12 protein-coding genes are annotated in these 18,350 nt (G+C 63.3%); 2 read left to right on the top strand and 10 right to left on the bottom strand.

Annotated elements, in window-relative coordinates:
* Positions 1 to 4 precede the first annotated feature (4 nt).
* The 5 genes from ABD842_RS11350 to ABD842_RS11370 all read right to left on the bottom strand — a co-directional run bounded on the left by ABD842_RS11350 (position 5) and on the right by ABD842_RS11370 (position 8,782).
* Complete coding sequence (locus tag ABD842_RS11350; protein WP_345113627.1) at positions 5 to 733, bottom strand: GNAT family N-acetyltransferase; 729 nt, start codon at positions 731 to 733, stop codon at positions 5 to 7.
* 293 nt (positions 734 to 1,026) lie between these two features.
* Positions 1,027 to 1,518: an rRNA maturation RNase YbeY gene (gene ybeY / locus ABD842_RS11355; RefSeq protein ID WP_345113630.1), complete on the bottom strand. Its 492-nt coding sequence runs from the start codon at positions 1,516 to 1,518 to the stop codon at positions 1,027 to 1,029.
* Positions 1,515 to 1,976 carry an ATP-binding protein gene (locus ABD842_RS11360; RefSeq protein ID WP_345113634.1) on the bottom strand — a complete coding sequence of 154 codons (462 nt, stop codon included), beginning with the start codon at positions 1,974 to 1,976 and terminating at the stop codon, positions 1,515 to 1,517. The genes ybeY and ABD842_RS11360 overlap by 4 nt, the downstream gene beginning before the upstream one ends.
* Before the next feature lie 41 nt (positions 1,977 to 2,017).
* Positions 2,018 to 5,419, bottom strand: coding sequence for a DUF4175 family protein (locus ABD842_RS11365; protein ID WP_345113637.1), 3,402 nt, complete (start codon positions 5,417 to 5,419; stop codon positions 2,018 to 2,020).
* A 303-nt stretch (positions 5,420 to 5,722) separates the two neighbouring features.
* Entirely contained in the window at positions 5,723 to 8,782 is a 3,060-nt protein-coding gene (locus ABD842_RS11370) for a M16 family metallopeptidase (RefSeq protein ID WP_345113640.1), read from the bottom strand.
* Positions 8,783 to 9,158: 376 nt separating this feature from the next.
* Between ABD842_RS11370 and ABD842_RS11375 the strand changes: the two genes are divergently transcribed.
* Positions 9,159 to 10,877, top strand: coding sequence for a M28 family metallopeptidase (locus ABD842_RS11375; RefSeq protein ID WP_345113643.1), 1,719 nt, complete (start codon positions 9,159 to 9,161; stop codon positions 10,875 to 10,877).
* A 187-nt stretch (positions 10,878 to 11,064) separates the two neighbouring features.
* Here the strand turns inward: ABD842_RS11375 and ABD842_RS11380 are convergent, their stop codons facing one another.
* Entirely contained in the window at positions 11,065 to 11,538 is a 474-nt protein-coding gene (locus tag ABD842_RS11380; RefSeq protein ID WP_345113646.1) for a DUF6799 domain-containing protein, read from the bottom strand.
* A 133-nt stretch (positions 11,539 to 11,671) separates the two neighbouring features.
* Between ABD842_RS11380 and ABD842_RS11385 the strand changes: the two genes are divergently transcribed.
* Positions 11,672 to 12,073, top strand: a complete 402-nt coding sequence (locus ABD842_RS11385) for a hypothetical protein (RefSeq protein ID WP_345113648.1) — start codon at positions 11,672 to 11,674, stop codon at positions 12,071 to 12,073.
* 120 nt (positions 12,074 to 12,193) lie between these two features.
* Here ABD842_RS11385 and ABD842_RS11390 read toward each other — a convergent pair whose 3' ends face one another.
* The 4 genes from ABD842_RS11390 to ABD842_RS11405 all read right to left on the bottom strand — a co-directional run bounded on the left by ABD842_RS11390 (position 12,194) and on the right by ABD842_RS11405 (position 18,324).
* On the bottom strand, positions 12,194 to 13,600 hold the full coding sequence (locus ABD842_RS11390; RefSeq protein ID WP_345113651.1) for an MFS transporter: 1,407 nt from the start codon (positions 13,598 to 13,600) through the stop codon (positions 12,194 to 12,196).
* A 110-nt stretch (positions 13,601 to 13,710) separates the two neighbouring features.
* Positions 13,711 to 15,552 (bottom strand): alpha-amylase family glycosyl hydrolase, encoded by a 1,842-nt coding sequence (locus tag ABD842_RS11395; protein WP_345113654.1) that lies wholly within the window; start codon positions 15,550 to 15,552, stop codon positions 13,711 to 13,713.
* A gap of 93 nt (positions 15,553 to 15,645) precedes the next feature.
* On the bottom strand, positions 15,646 to 16,353 hold the full coding sequence (locus ABD842_RS11400) for an SDR family oxidoreductase (protein WP_345113657.1): 708 nt from the start codon (positions 16,351 to 16,353) through the stop codon (positions 15,646 to 15,648).
* Positions 16,354 to 16,431: 78 nt separating this feature from the next.
* Positions 16,432 to 18,324 (bottom strand): glycoside hydrolase family 13 protein, encoded by a 1,893-nt coding sequence (locus ABD842_RS11405; RefSeq protein ID WP_345113660.1) that lies wholly within the window; start codon positions 18,322 to 18,324, stop codon positions 16,432 to 16,434.
* Positions 18,325 to 18,350: the final 26 nt, after the last annotated feature.

Here is an 18,350-nt window from a genome sequence, read left to right on the forward strand (position 1 = left end):
CCGTTTAATCTGTGGTGGGCTCCTCCGGGTCCTGCTCCTGCCAGTCGGCCAGCAGCACCGCCGACTGCCCGGCCACGACCTCCCGGGAGAATGGCAGCCAGTGGCCCGTGAGGCAGTCGAAAACCTGGGTGGCGGCCGGGCAGGCAAACAGCTTATAGTCGAACTTGGGGTAGCCCTGCACCACGTAGCCGGGGTAGTAATAGTCGTAGTGCTGGCGGCGGGCGTGGTCCAGCTTGAGCAGCATCAGGTACTTACCCAGGCTGTGGCGGCGGTAGTCGGGGTGGTAGAAGTTCATGATGCCGGCCAGGGCACGGGCGCCGGTGTCGAAGATGCCGGCCGCAATGAGCCGGGCCCCGTCGCGCACTTCGACGATGCCGGTGCTGAAGGCATTGTGCTCGGCCCCATCCAGCAGAAACGACTCCACGGTAGGCGGGGCATCGAAGGTGATGGCGCCCAGATACGCCGCGTACAGCTCCTCCAGCTCCTGCGTGAGCTGGAATTGGCGTAGCGTCACCGCAAACCGCGCGTTGAGGCGGCGCAGCCGGCGCTGCTCCGGGCCGTCGTGCACATCGGCCAGCACCAGCCGCAGCCAGTGCGCCGTATACACGCTGCCTTCGATGGGCAGAAAGCGGCAGGTAAACAGATTCTGGTGCATCCGGTAGTAGCCCTGGCTCAGGTAATAGTCCAGGGCCGGGCCGGGAATAGTGAGATGAGGCGAAGAGGTAGCTGACATGGAGTAGAAGCGGAAACAGGCGTCGTAGCTGCTCAAAAAAGAACGGTCATTCCAAGCTTGCCCAGGAATCTCGTGTGCTGATGGTGGATGATCAATCAGACGTTAGCAGGCGAGATGCTTCGCGGGGCTCAGCATGACAATAGCGCTGCAACGCCTTCCAGCGAGATTCCTCGGCTACGCTCGGAATGATGTTGCCCGGAGTTGGTTCTGATTTCGAATCAGCCCTAGAGAAACAAAAACGCCCGCAGTCGTGCGGGCGTTTTTCTGAATCAGTCTAGGAAAAGCAGTAGGCGTTAGAACGTGCGCAGCGACAGACAGTAATCCTCCTTTTTGCGCATGGCCGTCTGGCTGAGCAGGTCCTTGTCGGCGTAGCCCAGCAAATGAAGCACGCCGTGGATCATCACCCGGTGCAGCTCATCGGGGAAGGCGAGGCCGAGCTGCTGGGCGTTTTCGCGCACCCGCTCCACGCTGATAAAGATGTCGCCCTCAATGATGTCCGCGTCGTCGGCGTTGTCGAAGGTGATGACGTCGGTGTAGGTGTCGTGGTCGAGGTACTCGACGTTGACGCGGTGCAGGTACTCGTCGGAGCAGAAGATGTAGGTGAGCTGCACGATGTCGTGCTCGTGGACCTTGGCAATGCGCTCAATCCAGGAGATGAGCGACTCGGCCTCGGCCAGCTCGAAGTCCACGTCTTCCACCAAGAACTCAATGCCGTGCGACTCCGACGACTGCTCGGGCAGGTCTTCGCTCATCTCATCCTCAGTGCCGGGAGGGAGCTGGGTCATGCGGCGTTTTCGGAAGAAGAAGAAACGGTATCGGAGGCCGCGGCGTCGGCCGGCGCCGGGGCCAAGAAGAAGGTGAGCTGCACGTTGCGGCCTTCCTTGTTGAACTCCACCTCATCGGCGAGATGACGGATCAGGAAGATGCCGCGGCCGCCGGGGTTTTCCAGGTTTTCGGGAGCGGTTGGGTCGATGAGGTTGTTGAAATCGAAGCCTTCGCCCTCGTCTTCCACTTCAAACCGCACCCGGTCCTTGTTCACGTACAGCGACAGGTACACGTTCTTGTCCTTATCGAACTTGTTGCCGTGACGAATGGCATTGTTCACGGCCTCGGTGACGGCCACCATGATGTTGCCATAGATGTCATCTTCGATGTGGAAGGTTTCTTTCGAGTTATCGATGAAGCTTTCTACGACGCGAATATTCTCAACGAGGGAAGGAACCTGAATTTTGACCTGTTTCATAGGTGGCTTAAAGGAGAGCGGGCGGTAAAATTAGCGGAACGCTATTTCATTTTCTGAAAATATTCACTTACCTCACGCTGATAGTACGGCGTGAGGGCCGGCGGTACTGTACGTAGCAACTCCGTCTGCCGGTTTTTCTGCTGCTTATACTTGTCGAAAGCGGGCGGAAATACCGGTGGGCGGGTTTGGGCGGTCTGGGCTTCGCGCTTCTCGTCCTGGTCCCGCTCCCGGGCCGATTTCTCGACTTCCAGCAAACGGGTGAGGATTTGGCGCTGGCGCAGCACCGTCTGCTCCGTTAGCCGCTTGTTTACGAGGTCGGTTTCGGTTTGTTCCATCAATTTCTTGACGTCGCCGGTGCCGCCGGCACCGTCCTGGCCCTTGCCGTCCTTGGTGCCTTTGCCGCCTTTTTCCTGCAGCTTCTCCAGCTCCTTGAGGGCTTCGCGCAGCATCTGCTGCTGGGCGGCCAGCTTGGCCAGATCCTCGCTCATGGCCCGGCCGGTCTTGCCGCTCTGCTGCAGCTGCTGGATCTGCTGGTTGAGCTGCTGCTGCATGCGGCCCATCTGGCCGTCGCCGGCGGAGCTGCCTTTCTTCTTCTTTTTGCCGGGCTTGCCCCCGCCCTGCTGCGGCTGGCTCTGGCTTTCGCGCTGCTCCTGCTGCATCTGCTGCAGCGCGTCGTTGAGCATCAGGGCCAGGTTGTTCATGCTCGTCATGGCCAGCTGCTGGCTGCCGGTGGCCCGGGCCACGTTGCGCTGCCGGATCTGGTCCAGCGACTCGTCCATGCGGCCGTTCATCTCCCCAACTTCGCGGGTCACGAAGCTTTGCAGCTGCGCCACGCGCTTGGCCAGAGCGTAGAGCGAATCCTGAATCACGGCCGCGTCGTCCTTGAGCTTGCGCTGGTTCTGGCCCAGCTGCACGAAGCGCGGGTCGGTCTGGTCGACCTGGCGGAACTGCTTCATCAGGCTTTCCTCGTCGAAGCTGAGCTTGAGCAGGTTTTCGAGGATATCGCGCAGGTCGTCGATGTTTTCCTGCTTCTGGTCACTTTCCTCTTCCTGCTGCTGCTGGCGCATCTTCTGGGCCATCTGCTTCATCTGCTGGGCGGCTTTCTGCTGGCTCTGGCTAGCTTTCTGGTTCTGGTTTTTGCCCAGCTGCTCCTCGCTTTCCTGCTGCTGCTCATCCACCTGCTGCTGTTCGGGCTTCATGTCGTCGGCGCCGTTCTGGTTTTCCAGCTGCTCGTCCATCTTCTTGAGTTCGTCGAGGTCCTTCTTGACGTCCTTAAACTGCTGGTTTTTCTCGGCCTGCTGCTGCTTCAGCTCTTCCTGCTTTTGCTGCTGCTGCTTTTTGTCGTCGCCCTTGGCTTGGTTGTCCTTGTCGTTTTTCTCGGTCTGCTCGGCCAGCTTTTCCTGCTCCTGGGCCAGCTGCTCCAGCTTCTCGGTAGCCTGCTCCTGCTTCTGCTCGTACTGCAGCTGCTTGAACATCTCCAGGGCCCGCTCCAGCTCCTTTTGCAGGGTGTTTTCCTTGTTTTCAAGCTGCTTCATCAGCTTCTGCATATCCACGTCGGGCGCCTTCTGCTCCTGCAGCAGCTTCTGCAGCTTCTCGTAGAGCTTTTTGGTTTCGGGGTCGAGCAGCGAGTCCATCAGCTTCTGCAGCTCCTTGGCCTTCTCGGCCAGCTCCTGGCTTTTGGGGTCGAGCTGGTCCTGCTGCTGATTGAGCTCCTCGAACAGCTTTTTCATGTCCGAAATCTGCTCGTCCATCTGCTTTTTCTGCTCCAGCATGTCCTGCAGCTGCTTGCGGTCCTGGAAGTTGAGCTCCCGCTTGGTCTTGAGCTTGTCGGAAGCCTTGGCCAGCTCCCGCTCCATCTTCTTGCTTTGCTCCTGGGATTTGCTCAGCTGGCTCTGCACCGAGGCCGACTGCGAGGCCATCTGCTGGCGCAGCTCGGTTTTGGAAGGCAGCCGGAACTCCGCCGCCCGCGTCCGCGCCGACTTGGGGCCGTGGACGCCGTCGTTGTCCCACACCTGCACGAAGTATTCGAGCCGGTCGCCGGGCTGCAGGTTCAGCGCGGCCAGGTCCCACTGGTAGGTGTAGCTCTGCGTGGGGCCGCTTTGTAAAGCCAGGGCCCGCGCCCGGTAATCGGCATTGGGCCGGGCTTTTGACGTGACGCGGTAGTGCAGCTGCAGGCGCGAGAGGCCGTAGTCGTCACGGACGGTGCCGCCCAGGGCCAGGTAGCGCAGGGAAGTGGTGTCGGCGAAGCTTTCCACGGTAACTTCCGGCCCCTGGTCGGGAATAGCGGTAATCTGGTACTGAATCGGGTCCCGGTTGAGGCTGGCCGCGTTCTGCAGGCGCACGGCGTACTGCTGGCTGCGCAGAATGCGGCGCGTCACCTGAAACTGGTCGTCGGCCTCGGTGGCCGTCACGGTTTCGGTGGGGTTTTCAAACCGCAGCTGGAGCTGGTCGGTGGCTTCGGTGGCGAAGTCCCAGCGCACGGTGCTGCCTTCAGGCACGGTCAGGTTGCCGGAGTTGCGGATGGTTTCGGCCGCTTTGCCCAGGTAGGCCGGGTAAGTGACCTGCACGGCGAAGTCGCGCAGATTCGGCCGGGCTTTCACCGTCAGGTCGTAGTCGTCGGAGGTGAAGCCGGCACCGCTGAGCTGGAATTCCACGTCGCGCTGCAGCTGCTTGAACTCGTAGCTGAACGTGTTGCCGCTGTCCTTGGTCAGGCGCCGCTCCCGGCCGCCGTAGGCAATGGTCAGCTCGTTGGGCAGCACGTCGCCTTCGATGGCGACTTCAAGCTTGAAATCCTCGTTTTTGAAGGCGTTGAGGTTTTTGTTCTTCACCACGAACCGGAACGGCGCGGGCGGGGCGTAGGCGTTGCGGTAGTGCAGAATCCGGTCGGTGCCCTGCACAAACAGGCTGGGCCAGAGCAGCAGCAGCAGCGCCATCACGCCGGCCGGCACGGCCAGGTACTTCCACAGCGGCCGGCTTTGGTGGGTGATGTTGATGCCCCGGGAGAATTCGAGGCCGGTGAGCTGGCCGGCGCGCTGCTCCAGGCTGGCGGCCACCAGGGCATTTTCGCGGGCCTGGCCCTGCAGCTGCAGGGCGTTGAGCAGTTTGTCCTGCACCTGCGGAAACAGCTCCCCCACGCGGGCGGCGGCCTGCTCGTCGCTGAGCAGGCGGCGCAGGTTGGTGAGGGCCGCCAGCGGCTGCCAGATCCAGTGGATAAATGCGTACAGGGTAAGGCCCAGGAAGCCGAACAGCAGCCCGCCCCGCACCCAGGTTGGCAGGTAAAGGAAGTACTCGAGCAGGTTGAAGACCACGAACAGCGTGAGCAGCAGGCCGCCGGCCACCAGGGCGCCGCGCACCAGCAGGTTCAGGTAAAACTTCCGCTTAAAAGCATCCAGCTGCGCCAGGACCTGCTCCAGTGCCGGCGCATTCGTAGTCGTTACAGCCACTGATTGTTTCTCCAAGTCACGCTAATGGCCCATTGCAGGCCCGGGAAAGATACGCATTAAAGCCGCGAAGGCTGCACGCCGCCCGCTTACCCAAACGACAACAAGCCAGGGGTAAATTGTTCCGCCGGCCGCCACGGCGCAAACTTTACAGCCCCGCCGGACGAGCCGAGGGTCGGGCGCTAGGCCGCAGGGCCGGCGGGCCGCCCCGGGCGGTCCTGCGAGTCGGGAACCGTTGGCCGGAGCCCAGCAAAAAGCCCGGCTCCTGGGCAGGAACCGGGCTTTTTGCTGGTTTCGAAGGGGGGCTTACTCGCCCTTCTCCTTTACCTTGGTGCTGTTGTCGTCCTTTTTCAGCTTGCGCTTCGACTTGCGGCCGTCGGCACCCTCCGTTTTGGACTTGGCTTTTACCACCTCGGGAGCGGGCACCGGCGCCGCCGGCCGGGCCGACGAGCCAAAGTTGGTCTGGGGCGTGAGGCGGTTGCCATTGGCATCCATTTCCACGATTTCGTAGCCCAGCTCCGTGATGCCGGGAAATACCTTGTCCCGGTCGCCGACCACCACCATGTACATCTGGTCCAGGGGCAGCACTTTCTGGGCCGTAGCCTGCACGTCCTCCTTCTTCAGGCCGCGCAGAATGGCGTTCTGCTGCTGTACGAAGTCGGGCTGCAGGTCATACTCGAGCAGGCGGGCCAGGAAGGCGGCTTTCTGGGGGCCGGTTTCGTACCTCAGCGCGTCGCTCTGGCCCACGGAAGTCTGCAGGGTTTTGAGCTCCTCGTCGGTGATGCCGTTGCGGAAGTTCTTGAGCTCTTTCTGAAACTCGACCAGAGCCGCCGTGGTGGCGTCGGCGCGCACGCCGGCCTGGGCCGTGAATGGACCTACGTAGCGAGTACCACGGAAGCCGGAGTAAGCGCCGTAGGTGTAGCCTTTGTCCTCGCGCAGGTTGCGGTTGATACGGCTGGTAAACTCGCCCCCGAGCAGGTAGTTGGCCAAGTACGCGCGGTAGTAGTCGCCGGTGGCGTCGTAGGGCAGGGCCAGGTAGCCGATGCGGATTTCCGACTGGGCCGCGCCGTCCTTGTTCACGAAGTAGAGGCGGGTTTTATCGGGCTGCGGGCCGGGGTTGCCGGCGGGCAGCGTCACCTTCTGGCGCGGCCAGGCTTTAAGAAACGCCAGCCTGGGCAGCACGTCCTGCTGGTTCACGTCGCCCACGATGACCAGGTGCGCGAGGTTGGGCGCGTAGTACTGCTGGTAGAACTGCTTCACGTCGTCGAGCGTGAGGCTCTGCACCGTGGTCGTGGTGCCCGCTACGGGTACGGCCATGATGTCGCCGGGGCCGTAGAGCAGGGCGTTGTAGGTGTTGTTGGCAATGACCACGGGCTGGGTGGCCTGGTTGGCAATACTTTCCAGGGTCTGCTTTTTGAGGCGGGCGAAGTCGGCCGGGTCGAAGCGCGGGCGCATCAGCTTCTCCTCCAGCAGCGCCAGCGTGGCGGGCAGGTTTTTGGTCAGGCTCTGCACCTGCACGGTGGTGTTGTCGGCACCCGGGCTGACCGTGATGCTGCTGCCCAGGCGCTCCAGGGCGGCAGCCATCTGCTCGCCGGTGTACTTCTGCGTGCCTTCATTGAGCATGGCCGCCGTGAGGGCGGCCACGCCGGCCTTGGCCTGGTCGTTCTGAGCCAGGCGGTGCCCACCACGAATGGTCAGCAGCATATTGACGGCCGGCACTTCGGTGTTGCGGGTTCCCATCACGCGCAGGCCGTTGGCAAAGCCTTCCTGCCACAGCGTGGGTACGGTCACCACGGGGTTGGTGCCGGCGGCGGGCACCACGTTGCGGTCAAAGCTGTCCTGGCCCTTCACGTAGCTCAGGCCCTGGTACTCATCGGCGGGCGCCTGGTAGCCGGCCGGCGACACGGTGAAGTTGTCGGGCCGGGCCGGGGCGGTGCCGCCGGCTTTGGGCAGCACGCTCAGCACCACGGCCTTCTTGCCCTTGATGTACTGCCCGTATACCCGCTGCACGTCGGCCTTGGTGAGGGCGCGCAGGCGCTTGACCTGCACGGTGAGGTAGTTGGGGTTGCCGGTGTAGGTCTGGTTTTCGGCCAGCGTGCTCACCTTGCCGTTGACCGACGACAGGCTGCTGACCAGCTGCGACTCGCGGCTGGCTTTGAAGCGCAGCAGGTCTTCGTCGGTGACGCCGCGGCGCTCAAACTCGGTCAGGCTCTGGCGCACCCGGTACTCGAGGCTGTCGAGGCCCTTGCCAGGGAAGGCCTGGGCCGTGATGTTAAATTCCCCGCCCAGCTCGGCGGTAGGGTGGCCGGCGCGGGCCTGCACGGCCCGCTGGTTCTTAATCAGGTTCTTGTAGAGCAGCGAGTTCTTGCCGCCGCCGATGATGGCGGCCAGGGCATCGAGGGCCACCTCGTCGGGGTGGTTCTGGGGTACGGTCGGAAACACCAGCTGCAGCATCGGAAAGCGCACGTTGTCCTGGTAGCTCACGTAGCGGTCCTGGGTGAGCCTGGGCGTGGGCAGTACATTGTTTTTCACCGCCGGCCCGCGCTTGATGGAGCCGAAGTACTTCTCGGCCATGGCTACCACCTGGGCCGGCTGCACGTCGCCGCCCACGGTGAGCGTGGCGTTGTTGGGGCCGTACCAGCGCAGGAAGAAGTTCTTCAGGTCCTGCACGTTGGAGCGGTCCAGGTCGGCGAGGTAGCCGATGGTCAGCCAGCTGTAGGGGTGGCCGTAAGGGTAGAGCGTCTTGGAAACGTACTCACTAGCCAGGCCGTAGGGGCGGTTGTCGTAGTTCTGGCCACGCTCGTTCTTCACCGTGGCGCGCTGCACCTCGAAGCGGGGCTGGGTGACGGCGTCGAGCAGGTAGCCCATGCGGTCGGCCTCCAGCCAGAGGGCGCGCTCGAGCTGGTTGTTCGGAATGGTTTCGTAGTAGTTGGTCCGGTCCCGGTTGGTGCTGCCGTTGTTGGTGCCGCCCGAGCCGATGACGTACTTGTCGAACATGCCCTGCGGGGCGTGGTCGGAGCCCTCAAACATCATGTGCTCGAAGAAGTGGGCAAAGCCCGACTTGCCGATCTGCTCCCGGGCCGAGCCCACGTGGTAGGTCACGTCGACGTGGGCCAGCGGGTCGGAGTGGTCCTCGGTCACGATGAGCGTGAGGCCGTTGGCCAGCACGTACTTCTCGTAGGGAATCACCAGCTCGCCGGGCTGGCGGGTTACTTTTTCCACCAGCCGGGTGCCGGCGGCCGTGGTGGGGCCGGCCGGGGCGGCGGATTTGGCGGGGGCCGGAGCCGCCGTTTTCTGCTGGGCCACGGCCGGGCTCAGCGCGAGCGTAGTGCCCAACGTGAGCAGCAGGAGGGAGTGTTTAGACATAGAAGGAGAATAGGAAGGAAATTCAGCCGGAAGGTAAGCGGGAAAAAGACACAGGGCGCGGCGGGCGGCTGCGTCAAGAATACGCGACCCGGAAGACGCCGGCCGGGCTGTGGGCCCCACAACGAGGCCAGCCCCCGCTTTTGTGCCAGCGCGCCGCATTTTAAGGTTAAAAAGCCGGCCTGGAGCACGATACATGCACGAACGAGGCTCCGGAAGCACGCGGCGAGGCTTCGGCTGGGCGCGGTGAGGGTTCGAAAGCTCGCGCCGCAGCTCCGGCGGGCCGCGTCCACGCCGGGCCGCCGCGCGCCGGCCCAAAGTTGCAGTACGCCGTTTTTTCGGCACCTTGAAACGTTCTTTTCTTTCTTCCCTCCCCTCCATGCGCTTTTCTCCTTCTCCCCTGCTGGCCGCCAGCACCCTGCTGCTCACGCTGCTGGCCGGCTGCCAGAGCCGCTCCTCCGACTCGGCCGCCGCCGCCGCCGCGCCTGAAGCTGCCCCGCTGGATACCACTGTGGCGCCCTCCCCTCCGGATGGCATCACGGCGGCGGGCATCGGCCGCTACATCCGGGTGCTGGCCTCCGACGAGTACCAGGGTCGCAAGCCCTTCACCATCGGCGAGCAGAAAGCCACCACGTTTCTGGCCGCCGAGTTCCGGAAGCTGGGGCTGCAGCCGGGGCCGGACGGCACCTATTTTCAGGCTGTGCCCCTGGTGGAAATAACCGGCACGCCCGCACCCACCATGCAGATCAGCGGCGGCAAGCAGCCGCTGACGCTCAGCTTCAAAACCGACTACATGGCCTTTACCCAGCAGGAAAAGGAAAAAGTGACGGTGAACAGCTCCCCGCTGGTGTTTGCCGGCTACGGCGTGGTGGCCCCCGAGTACGGCTGGAACGACTACGCCGGCCTCGACGTGAAGGGCAAAACCGTGGTGGTGCTGGTGAATGACCCCGGCAACGCAGGCAACGACACCACCCTGTTCAAGGGCCGCGCCATGACCTACTACGGCCGCTGGATGTATAAGTACGAGGAGGCCGCCCGCCAGGGCGCCACGGGTCTGCTCATCATCCACGACACCAAGCCGGCGGCCTACCCCTGGAGCGTGGTGCAGAGCAGCTACTCGGGGGCCAAGCTGCGCAACCAGACCGCCGACAAGGGTGCCAGCAAGTGCACCCTGGAAGGCTGGATAACCCTGGACGCGGCCAAAAAGCTGTTTGGGGCCGCCGGCCAAAGCTACGATGAGGCCTACGCCGCGGCCAATAAGAAAGGCTTCAAGGGTGGCGCCCTGGGCGCGCTGACGCTGAGCACCAGCATCACCAACAAGCTGCGCCGGCAGACGTCCAAGAACGTGGTGGCCGTGCTGCCCGGCACCAAGCGGCCCGGGGAGTACATCATCTACTCGGCCCACTGGGACCACCTGGGCATTGGGGCGGCCGTGAACGGCGACTCCATCTACAACGGGGCCGCCGACAACGCCAGCGGCTGCGCGGCCCTGCTCAGCATTGCCAAAGCCTTCCGGCAGGCCCAGGAAAAGCCCGGCCGCAGCATCGTGTTTCTGGCCGTAACGGGCGAAGAGCAGGGCCTGCTGGGCTCGATGTACTACGCCAGCCACCCGCTGTTTCCGGTGCCTAAAACCGTGGCTAACCTCAACATGGACGACCTGCCCACCATGGGCCCCATGCGCGATTTGACCGTTATCGGCTACGGGCAGTCGGAGCTGGACGACTACGCCCGCGCGGCGGCCCAGGAGCAGGACCGCTACATCCTGCCCGACCCGAACGCCGACAAAGGCTACTTCTTCCGCTCCGACCACTTCAGCTTCGCCCACGTGGGCGTGCCCTCCCTCTACGCCAGCGGTCAGGCCGACAGCCGCCTGAAGGGCAAAGCGTACGCGCAAAAGCGGGCTGAGGAGTTCGAGGCCAAAAACTACCACCAGCCCTCCGACGAGTACAGCCCCACCGCCGACTACCGCGGCATGGAGCAGGATGCCCGCCTGCTGTTCCGCGTGGGCCAGCGCCTGGCCGCCGAAACCACCTTCCCGCAGTGGAAAGCCGGCTCGGAGTTCAAAGCCATCCGGGATAAGAGCATGGCCGGAAGGTAGAGCCTTTTTTTCCTGTCCTCCTTGATCTGGCGCACGCAAAGTGAAGGACCGGCCTCTTCGTTTTCCGGGAAGCTGATTAAACGTAAAAAGCCCCTTGCCAACGGATGATAAAGGGCTTTTGCGCTGAAAGGAATCAGCATTACGAGAAGAGGAAGGTCTTTCGCAGGCTCAGGATGACAGGCGGGATTTAGTCGTCGTCATCGTCGTCGTCCTCTTTGTTGGGCAGGCGGCGGCCGTTTTTGTCGCGCTGGCGGTTCTGCTCGTAGTGGTAGCGGCGGGTCGTGGTGCTGCTGCCACTGGCCGGTACCCGGCCCAGGGCCGGGGCAGGCAACTCCAGGCGCACGGGCAAGGGCAGGAAGGTGGTGCCGTCGGCGTTACGGGCGCGGCGGGCAAACCAGGTGCCGGTAGCCGGGTCGACCCCGTCGCCGGGCAGGAACTGGCCCTGGCGGCCGGTGGGCAGCGTGACGTGGCCGCCGGGAGCAATGCGGGTGCCGCTGGGCAGGCGTACTTCCCGGGTCACGGGCCGGGCGCTGCCGCCCTGGAGCAGCAGCAGCTGGCCATCGGCCCAGGTAAGGCCGTCGCGCTGGGGCTGGGCGGGGGGCTGGGCGGCGGCCGTAAAGGCCAGCAGGCCCAGGACAAGAACAGAAAACAGGTATTTCATCAATTAATCATCAGGCCGCCGGGAGGTTTGGGTCCGGGACCGGTTTAGCTGGTTCTGCAAAGTAACGGGCTTTTCCGCCCCGGCGCCTACCCGCCGCCCGTTCCTGCGTATTGCTGCTGTTCCTTCCGGCCCCATGTTCGTCCACTTCCTCGACCTCAGCTACCTGCGCCTCACCTACCGTCCCGACCTGCACACGCTGTTTATGCGCTGGACGCGGCCGGTATCGTCGGAGGAGCACCGGCTGGGCTACCAGCAGGCCCTGGCTATGGCCCAGCCCCTGGGCGCCGGCCACTGGCTGGTCGACCTGCGCAGCCGCGGCCTGGCCAGCGCCGAAGACTTCGAGTGGGTGCTGAAGGATTTGCGCGCCCAGCTGGTGGAAGCGCTGCCCCAGACCTCACCCCGCCTGGCTTACCTGACCACGCCCAATCATCAGGCTACCATCCTTGAGCGGTTGAAAAACCCCGAACTGCGCGGTGGGTTCCGCTCGTTTATCGAAGAAGCCCCGGCCCAGCAGTGGCTCGAAACCGGCAGCTAGTCCGGGCGCCGAAGCTGCGTGCGGTACGCCCGCCTTTCAGAACCCTCATTCCAACAACAAGGGCCGCTTCCTGCCAGGAAGCGGCCCTTGTTGTTGGAATGAGGGTTCTGAGAAAGAGCGTTATACGCGCGGATCCGTCTGCAGGGGCGAGTCGTAGGCGGGGTTAGCCAGCACGGGGGTTTCGGCGGGGAGCTGGATGTCGTCGGCATCGTTGACGCGCAACGTCAGCAGGCCGGAAATAATCATCGATACCCCACCCAGCATGAGCGTGTACACCGATTCGCCGTGGAACACCGACTTGGTAAAGAAGCCCAGAATCAGGCCGGCCACTACCTGCGGGATGACGATGAAGAAGTTGAACACACCCATGTAGTAGCCCATCTTGTTGGCGGGCAGCGCGCCGGCCAGCATGGCGTAGGGTACGCTCAGAATGGAAGCCCAGGCAATGCCGATGCCGACCATGGGCAGCAGCAGCATGGTGGGGCTCTGGATAAAGTAGATCGAAATCAGGCCCAGGCCGCCGGCGGTAAGGCAGATCAGGTGGGTCACGCGGCGGCTGGTGGCGCGGGCAATGGCCGGCAGCAGCAGCGCCGCAATGGCCGACACGCCGTTGTAGACGGCAAAGCAGATGCCCACCCAGTCGGCGCCTTCGTTGTAGAGCTTGGAGGTGGTATCGGTGGTGTGGTAGATGTGGCTGGTGACGGCGGGCGTGGTGTAAATCCACATCGAAAACAGCGCCAGCCAGGAGAAGAACTGCACCACGGCCAGCTGGGCCATCGTCTTGGGCATGTGGGTGATGCCGGCAAACGACTCGCGGATGCCGTTCCAGAAGCCGGCCGTGCGCCGCTTTTCCTCCTCAAACTCGGCCAGGTTATCCGGTGGGTACTCCTTGGTGCGCAGCACCGTCCAGAGCACGGCCAGAAAAAACACGACGCCGCCGATGTAGAAGGCGTACTTCACCGAGGGCGGAATCTGGCCGGCCGGGGCCGTATTGGGCACGTCGAACCAGTTGGCAAACATCCACGGCAAGGACGAGGCCACCACGGCCCCCACCCCGATGAAGAACGTCTGGGCCGCAAAGCCGGTGGTACGCTGGGAGGCCGGCAGCAGGTCGCCGACCAGGGCCCGGAACGGCTCCATGCTGATGTTGATGCTGGAATCCATAATCCAGAGCATGCCCACGGCCATCCACAGCGCCGTCACGTTGGGCATCACCAGCAGGGCAAATGAGGCCAAAATGGCCCCGATCAGGAAGAACGGGCGCCGCCGGCCCCAGGCCGGGCTCCAGGTGCGGTCGGACATGTAGCCGATGATGGGCTGCACCAGCATGCCGGTAAGGGGCGCCGCCAGCCAGTACAGAGCTATTTCGGTGCCGCCCAGGGTTTCGAAGATGCGGCTCACGTTGGCGTTCTGCAACGCAAAGCCGAACTGGATGCCCAGAAAGCCGAAGCTCATGTTCCAGATTTGCCAGAAGCTCAGGCGGGGTTTGTCGCGGGTGCTGGCCGAAGCCACTACACTGGTTGCCATCGATGGGGAATTTTTAGAAGTTTAGAGCTTGGGAGCTGGTTTTTGGGTATTGGTTGTTGGTTTTTAGATCGTTTAACGACTTCCAAAAACCAATACCCAAAAACCAGCCACTACTTGGGGTTTATTTCGAACACGCAGGCGCTGAGCGGGGGCAGCGTCACGGTCAGGCTGCCGGTGGCCGGGGAGTTGTTGAGCAGGTCGGTGTAGGTGTAAAACTTGTCGGGGTCGAGGCCCATGGCCAGCGTGGCCGCCTTCGGGATTTCGAGGGTGGGCTTCAGGGTTTTGTCCTTGCTGAAGTTGACGACGATGAGCAGCTTCTGCTTGTCGGTGTAGCGCAGGTAGCTGTAGATAATGCGCTGGTCGTACTCCTTGCCCAGGTTGTTGGCGTCCTGCAGCTCGTAGAACCGGCCCCGGCGGATGGCCTCACTGCGGCTGCTCAGGTTGAGCAGGCGGGAGTAGAACTCGCGCAGCAGCTTCTGGCCGCCGTCGAGCTTGCCGCCGTCGAACTTGCCGCCGTTCATCCATTTCTGGTGCTCGGGCACGCCCCAGTAGTCGAAGATGGAGGTGCGGCCGTCGGGGCCGCTGAAGCCCTCGGCGCCGTTGGCGGGCTCCCCCACCTCCTGCCCGAAGTAGACCATCACCGGCCCCGAGCCCAGCGTGGCCGATACCGTCATGGCCGGAATGGCGGTGCGCGGGTCGCCGGCAAAGTCCTTGGAGGCAATGCGCTGCTCGTCGTGGTTTTCCAGAAAGCGCAGCATCCGGGAGCCGAAGCCCCGGCTTTCCTGGCTCCACACGGTGGTGATGTCTTCGGTGGTGCCGCCGGTGGTCATCAGGCGGCGCAGGCCGTCGTAGAGGCCGACTTTGTCGTAGAGGTAGTCGAATTTGCCCTTCTCCAGGTAGTTTTTATACTCCTTGGGGTTGTAGGCCTCGCCCATGAAAAGGATGTCGGGCTTCACCTTTTTCACCTCCGGAATCACCCAGGCCCAGAACTCGATAGGCACCATCTCGGCCATGTCGCAGCGGAAGCCGTCGACGTCTTTCTGGGCCCAGTACACCAGGATGTCGCGCATCTTGAGCCAGGTATCGGGGATGGGCTCGAAGTAGCCCCTGCGGCCGTTCTGGTAGTCGACGCCGTAGTTGAGCTTCACGGTCTCGTACCAGTCGTCCACCTTCGGGGCCTCGGAGAAAACGTCGTTGCCGGTGGCTTTGGCGGGGTTTTCGGTAAACTTGCCATCCTCCTTCGGGCCCAGGGCCGCACCCAGCGGGTTGCCGGCTTTGGGCACCACCAGGCTTTTGCCGGGCAGGTAGTAGAAGTTGTTGTTGGGCGCGAAGGCCTTGGTCTTGTCGTCCTTCTCGCCCAGGTCTGCCACGCCGGCGGGCTTGGCGTTGGAGGCGTAGGAGCGGGCTACGTGGTTGGGAATGAAGTCGATGATAACCTTCAGCCCGTTGGCGTGGGTGCGCTTCACCAGGGCTTCAAACTCCTGCCGGCGGCTTTTCACGTCCACGGCCAGGTCGGGGGCAATGTCGTAGTAGTCGCGGATGGCGTAGGGCGAGCCGGCGCGGCCTTTCACCACGTCGGCATCGTCGGGGCCGGGGCCGCCGGCCTTGCTGTGGTCGGTCATGGTGGCGTGCTCCAGTACCCCGGTGTACCAGACGTGGCTCACCCCCAGCTTTTTGATAGCCTGCAGGGCCACGTCGTGGATGTCGTTGAACTTGCCCACCCCGTTTTCGGCCGCGGTGCCGTAGGGCTTGTTCAGGACCTTTTTGTTGCCGAACAGGCGCGTCATCACCTGATAAATCACCAGCTTATGATCCTGGGGGACTTCATCGGTGGTATTGGGGTCCGCGAGGGAAATGGGCTCAGTCACGGCAGTTGTGGAACGCGAGAATGGGTAAGCAAAAGAGGCCAGGGCCAACGAGGCGGCAGCGGCCGGCAGCAGCAGTTTGTTCATAGTAGCGGGAAGGTAATGAGTTGCCGGTTACCAGTTGCCGGCTGCTAGTTTGTTCCAACAATGACTGGCAACGGGTAACCGGCAACTGGCAACTCAATATTCCTGCGTGAGCGGGTGAATCATGAGCTCATCGATGACGACGTGGGTAGGCGCTTCGAGCACGTAGCGCACGGCCTGGGCAATGTCGGCGGGCTTGAGGTGGGTTTTCTCGGCGTTGGGGCTGCCGGGCCTGGAGTCGTTGAAGTAGGTGTCGACCAGGCCGGGGTAGATGGTGCTGACCTTGATGCCGAAGGAGCGCACTTCCTTGCGCAGGGTGCTGAGCACCGCGTCCTGGGCGTATTTGCTGGCCCCGTAGGCGGCCCCGTGCTGGAAGGTGCGCTTGCTCACGTCGGAGGCAATGCCGACGATGTGGCCGCTGTGCTGGGCCTTGAGGTGGGGCAGCGCGGCCTTGCAGAGCAGAAACGTGCCCTTTACGTTCACGGCAAACATCTGGTCCCAGTCGGCCACGGTGAAGTGCTCCAGCAGGTTGAAGGAGCCCACGCCGGCGTTGCAGACCAGAATATCTATCCGGCCGAAGCGGCGGATGGCTTCGTCGATGACGTTCTGGGCGTCGGTTTCGTCGGCCACATCGGCGGGCACGGCCAGGCCGGCCGTTTTCTGAGCCACGTCCTCCAGCTCTTCGGCCGAGCGGGCCACGCAGACCACTTTGGCGCCCTGCAGTGCCAGCAGCAGCGCAATGGCCCGCCCGATGCCGCGGCTGGCTCCGGTGACGATGGCAACTTTATCGGTTAGGTCGGTCATGGGCAGCAGGTAAGGAATGGTAAACGCCGGAGAAGATACACTTCCGGACGCAAAAAAGTCGGGTGGCGTTCCGGGTTTCTACTTTTTGAGCTCCACCACCAGCGCCGACCAGCCCGGCACCCGGAAGCTTTTCAAATCGGGAATGGCCGCCCCGGAAACCACTTCCGTGCCCGCCGAATAGCCCGTGAGCCGCTCGGCGAAGCGGGTGCCGTCCACGGTTTTCTCGCCCGGATTGGAGTTCAGCATCACCATCACCGTTTCGCCCTGCTCGTTGTAGCGGAAGTAGGTGTAGATGCCCTGCTCGGGAATGAACTGCATCAGCCTGCCGGTTTGCAGCACCGGGTGGCTCCGGCGGTAGGTGCCCAGCTTGCTGACGTAGTCGAAGGCCTCATTCTCCGGCGCCGTGCGTCCGGCGGCGGTGAACTTGTTGCTTTTGTCGCCGGCAAAGCCGCCGGGGAAGTCGGCGCGCACCAGGCCGTCGGGACTGGCGAAGTTCTTCATCAGAATCTCGGTGCCGTAGTAGAGCTGGGGGATGCCGCGGCTGGTCAGGAGCCAGGCAAAGCCCATTTTCAGGCGCGGCAGGCTTTCCCCAAGCACCGAGTATATGCGGCTCATGTCGTGGTTGTCCATGAACAGCACGTTGCGGGTGGCGTCTTCGTAGAGCCAGTCGCCCTGCAGCGCCTCGTAGAGCTTGGTCACGTTGCCCTTTTCCTTCAGCGCGTCCTGGATGGCGTAGTTCGCCTGGAAGTCGAGCACCCCGGGCAGGTTGGCCTTGAACCCATCGACGGGCGGCAGAATGTTGCGGGCAAAGAAGGCCTGCTGGGCCGTGCTGCCCACCCAGGCTTCGCCGAACATGCCCAGCTGCGGGTACTCGTCGAGCAGGGCCCGGCCCCAGTCCATCAGGAACTTAGGGTCGGAATACGGGTAGGTGTCGATGCGGTAGCCGTCGAGGCCGGTGTACTCCACCCACCAGATGAAGTTCTGAATCAGGTAGGTAGCCACCAGCGGGTTGCTCTGGTTCACGTCGGGCATGGTGGTGTCGAACCAGCCTTTGTTGTACCGGTCCCGGTCGTGCCCGGCGCCGTAGGGGTCGTTCAGGGCCGAGGAGTTGTAGTTGCTGCGCGTAAACTTCGGCCACTGGTTGAGCCAGTCCTTGGCGGGCTGGTCCAGAAACAGGTAGTGGTAGGAGCCCAGGTGGTTGAGCACCACGTCGTGAATCACCTTGAGGCCGTTCTGGTGGGCCTTCTGCACAAACTGGGCGTACTCGGCCGTGGTGCCGTAGCGCGGGTCGGAGTGGTAGTAGTCGGTGAGGGCGTAGCCGTGGTAGCTGGCCCGGGGCATGTCGTTTTCCGTCACCGGCGTGGGCCAGATGGCCGTCACGCCCATACTTTTCAGGTAGTCGAAGTGCTGCTCAATGCCCTTGTAGTCGCCGCCGTGGCGGGCGTACATCGAGTCCCGGGCTACGTGGTTCACGCGGGTGGACTTCACCACGTCGTTTTTCAGGTCGCCGTTGGCAAAGCGGTCCGGCATCAGGAAGTAGATGAAGTCGGTGCTGTTGATGCCCTGCACCCGGCTTTTGTCGGTGCTGCGGGCGCGCAGCTCATAGTCGTACTTCAGCTTGGCCTTGCCGCCGGTAAAGGTCAGCTTGAGCCTGCCCGGCTGGGCCGCGGCGCTGATGGTGAGGTTGATAAGCAGATAGTTCGGGCTTTCCAGCTTCTGGGTGCCGTCGAGCGTCACGCCGGGGTAGCTGGCCAGCTCGGCGCGGCTGCCGGCAATGCCGGGGCCGTGGACCAGCAGCTGGAGCTTCGGGTTTTTCATGCCCACCCACCAGAAAGTCGGGTCGATGCGGGTGATGCCGGCTGCGGGAGCTGCGGGAGCTGCCGTCGGGAAGCTGGCGGCCCAGGCCCGCGGGGCCGCAACGGCCAGCAGGAACCCGGCCGTGAGCAGAAACAAAATTCGGAGTGGGTTCATGGGCGGCATCAGGTCGGTAGGCGAGC

The organism is Hymenobacter algoricola (genome assembly GCF_039539525.1).
In the GTDB taxonomy this organism is placed as follows: domain Bacteria; phylum Bacteroidota; class Bacteroidia; order Cytophagales; family Hymenobacteraceae; genus Hymenobacter; species Hymenobacter algoricola.

Bases quoted from the DNA above. Each gene is read 5' to 3' on its own strand.
- ABD842_RS11350 (WP_345113627.1), bottom strand. From the start codon at position 733: ATGTCAGCTACCTCTTCGCCTCATCTCACTATTCCCGGCCCGGCCCTG.
- ybeY (WP_345113630.1), bottom strand. From the start codon at position 1,518: ATGACCCAGCTCCCTCCCGGCACTGAGGATGAGATGAGCGAAGACCTG.
- ABD842_RS11360 (WP_345113634.1), bottom strand. From the start codon at position 1,976: ATGAAACAGGTCAAAATTCAGGTTCCTTCCCTCGTTGAGAATATTCGC.
- ABD842_RS11370 (WP_345113640.1), bottom strand. From the start codon at position 8,782: ATGTCTAAACACTCCCTCCTGCTGCTCACGTTGGGCACTACGCTCGCG.
- ABD842_RS11375 (WP_345113643.1), top strand. From the start codon at position 9,159: ATGCGCTTTTCTCCTTCTCCCCTGCTGGCCGCCAGCACCCTGCTGCTC.
- ABD842_RS11380 (WP_345113646.1), bottom strand. From the start codon at position 11,538: ATGAAATACCTGTTTTCTGTTCTTGTCCTGGGCCTGCTGGCCTTTACG.
- ABD842_RS11385 (WP_345113648.1), top strand. From the start codon at position 11,672: ATGTTCGTCCACTTCCTCGACCTCAGCTACCTGCGCCTCACCTACCGT.
- ABD842_RS11390 (WP_345113651.1), bottom strand. From the start codon at position 13,600: ATGGCAACCAGTGTAGTGGCTTCGGCCAGCACCCGCGACAAACCCCGC.
- ABD842_RS11395 (WP_345113654.1), bottom strand. From the start codon at position 15,552: ATGAACAAACTGCTGCTGCCGGCCGCTGCCGCCTCGTTGGCCCTGGCC.
- ABD842_RS11400 (WP_345113657.1), bottom strand. From the start codon at position 16,353: ATGACCGACCTAACCGATAAAGTTGCCATCGTCACCGGAGCCAGCCGC.
- ABD842_RS11405 (WP_345113660.1), bottom strand. From the start codon at position 18,324: ATGAACCCACTCCGAATTTTGTTTCTGCTCACGGCCGGGTTCCTGCTG.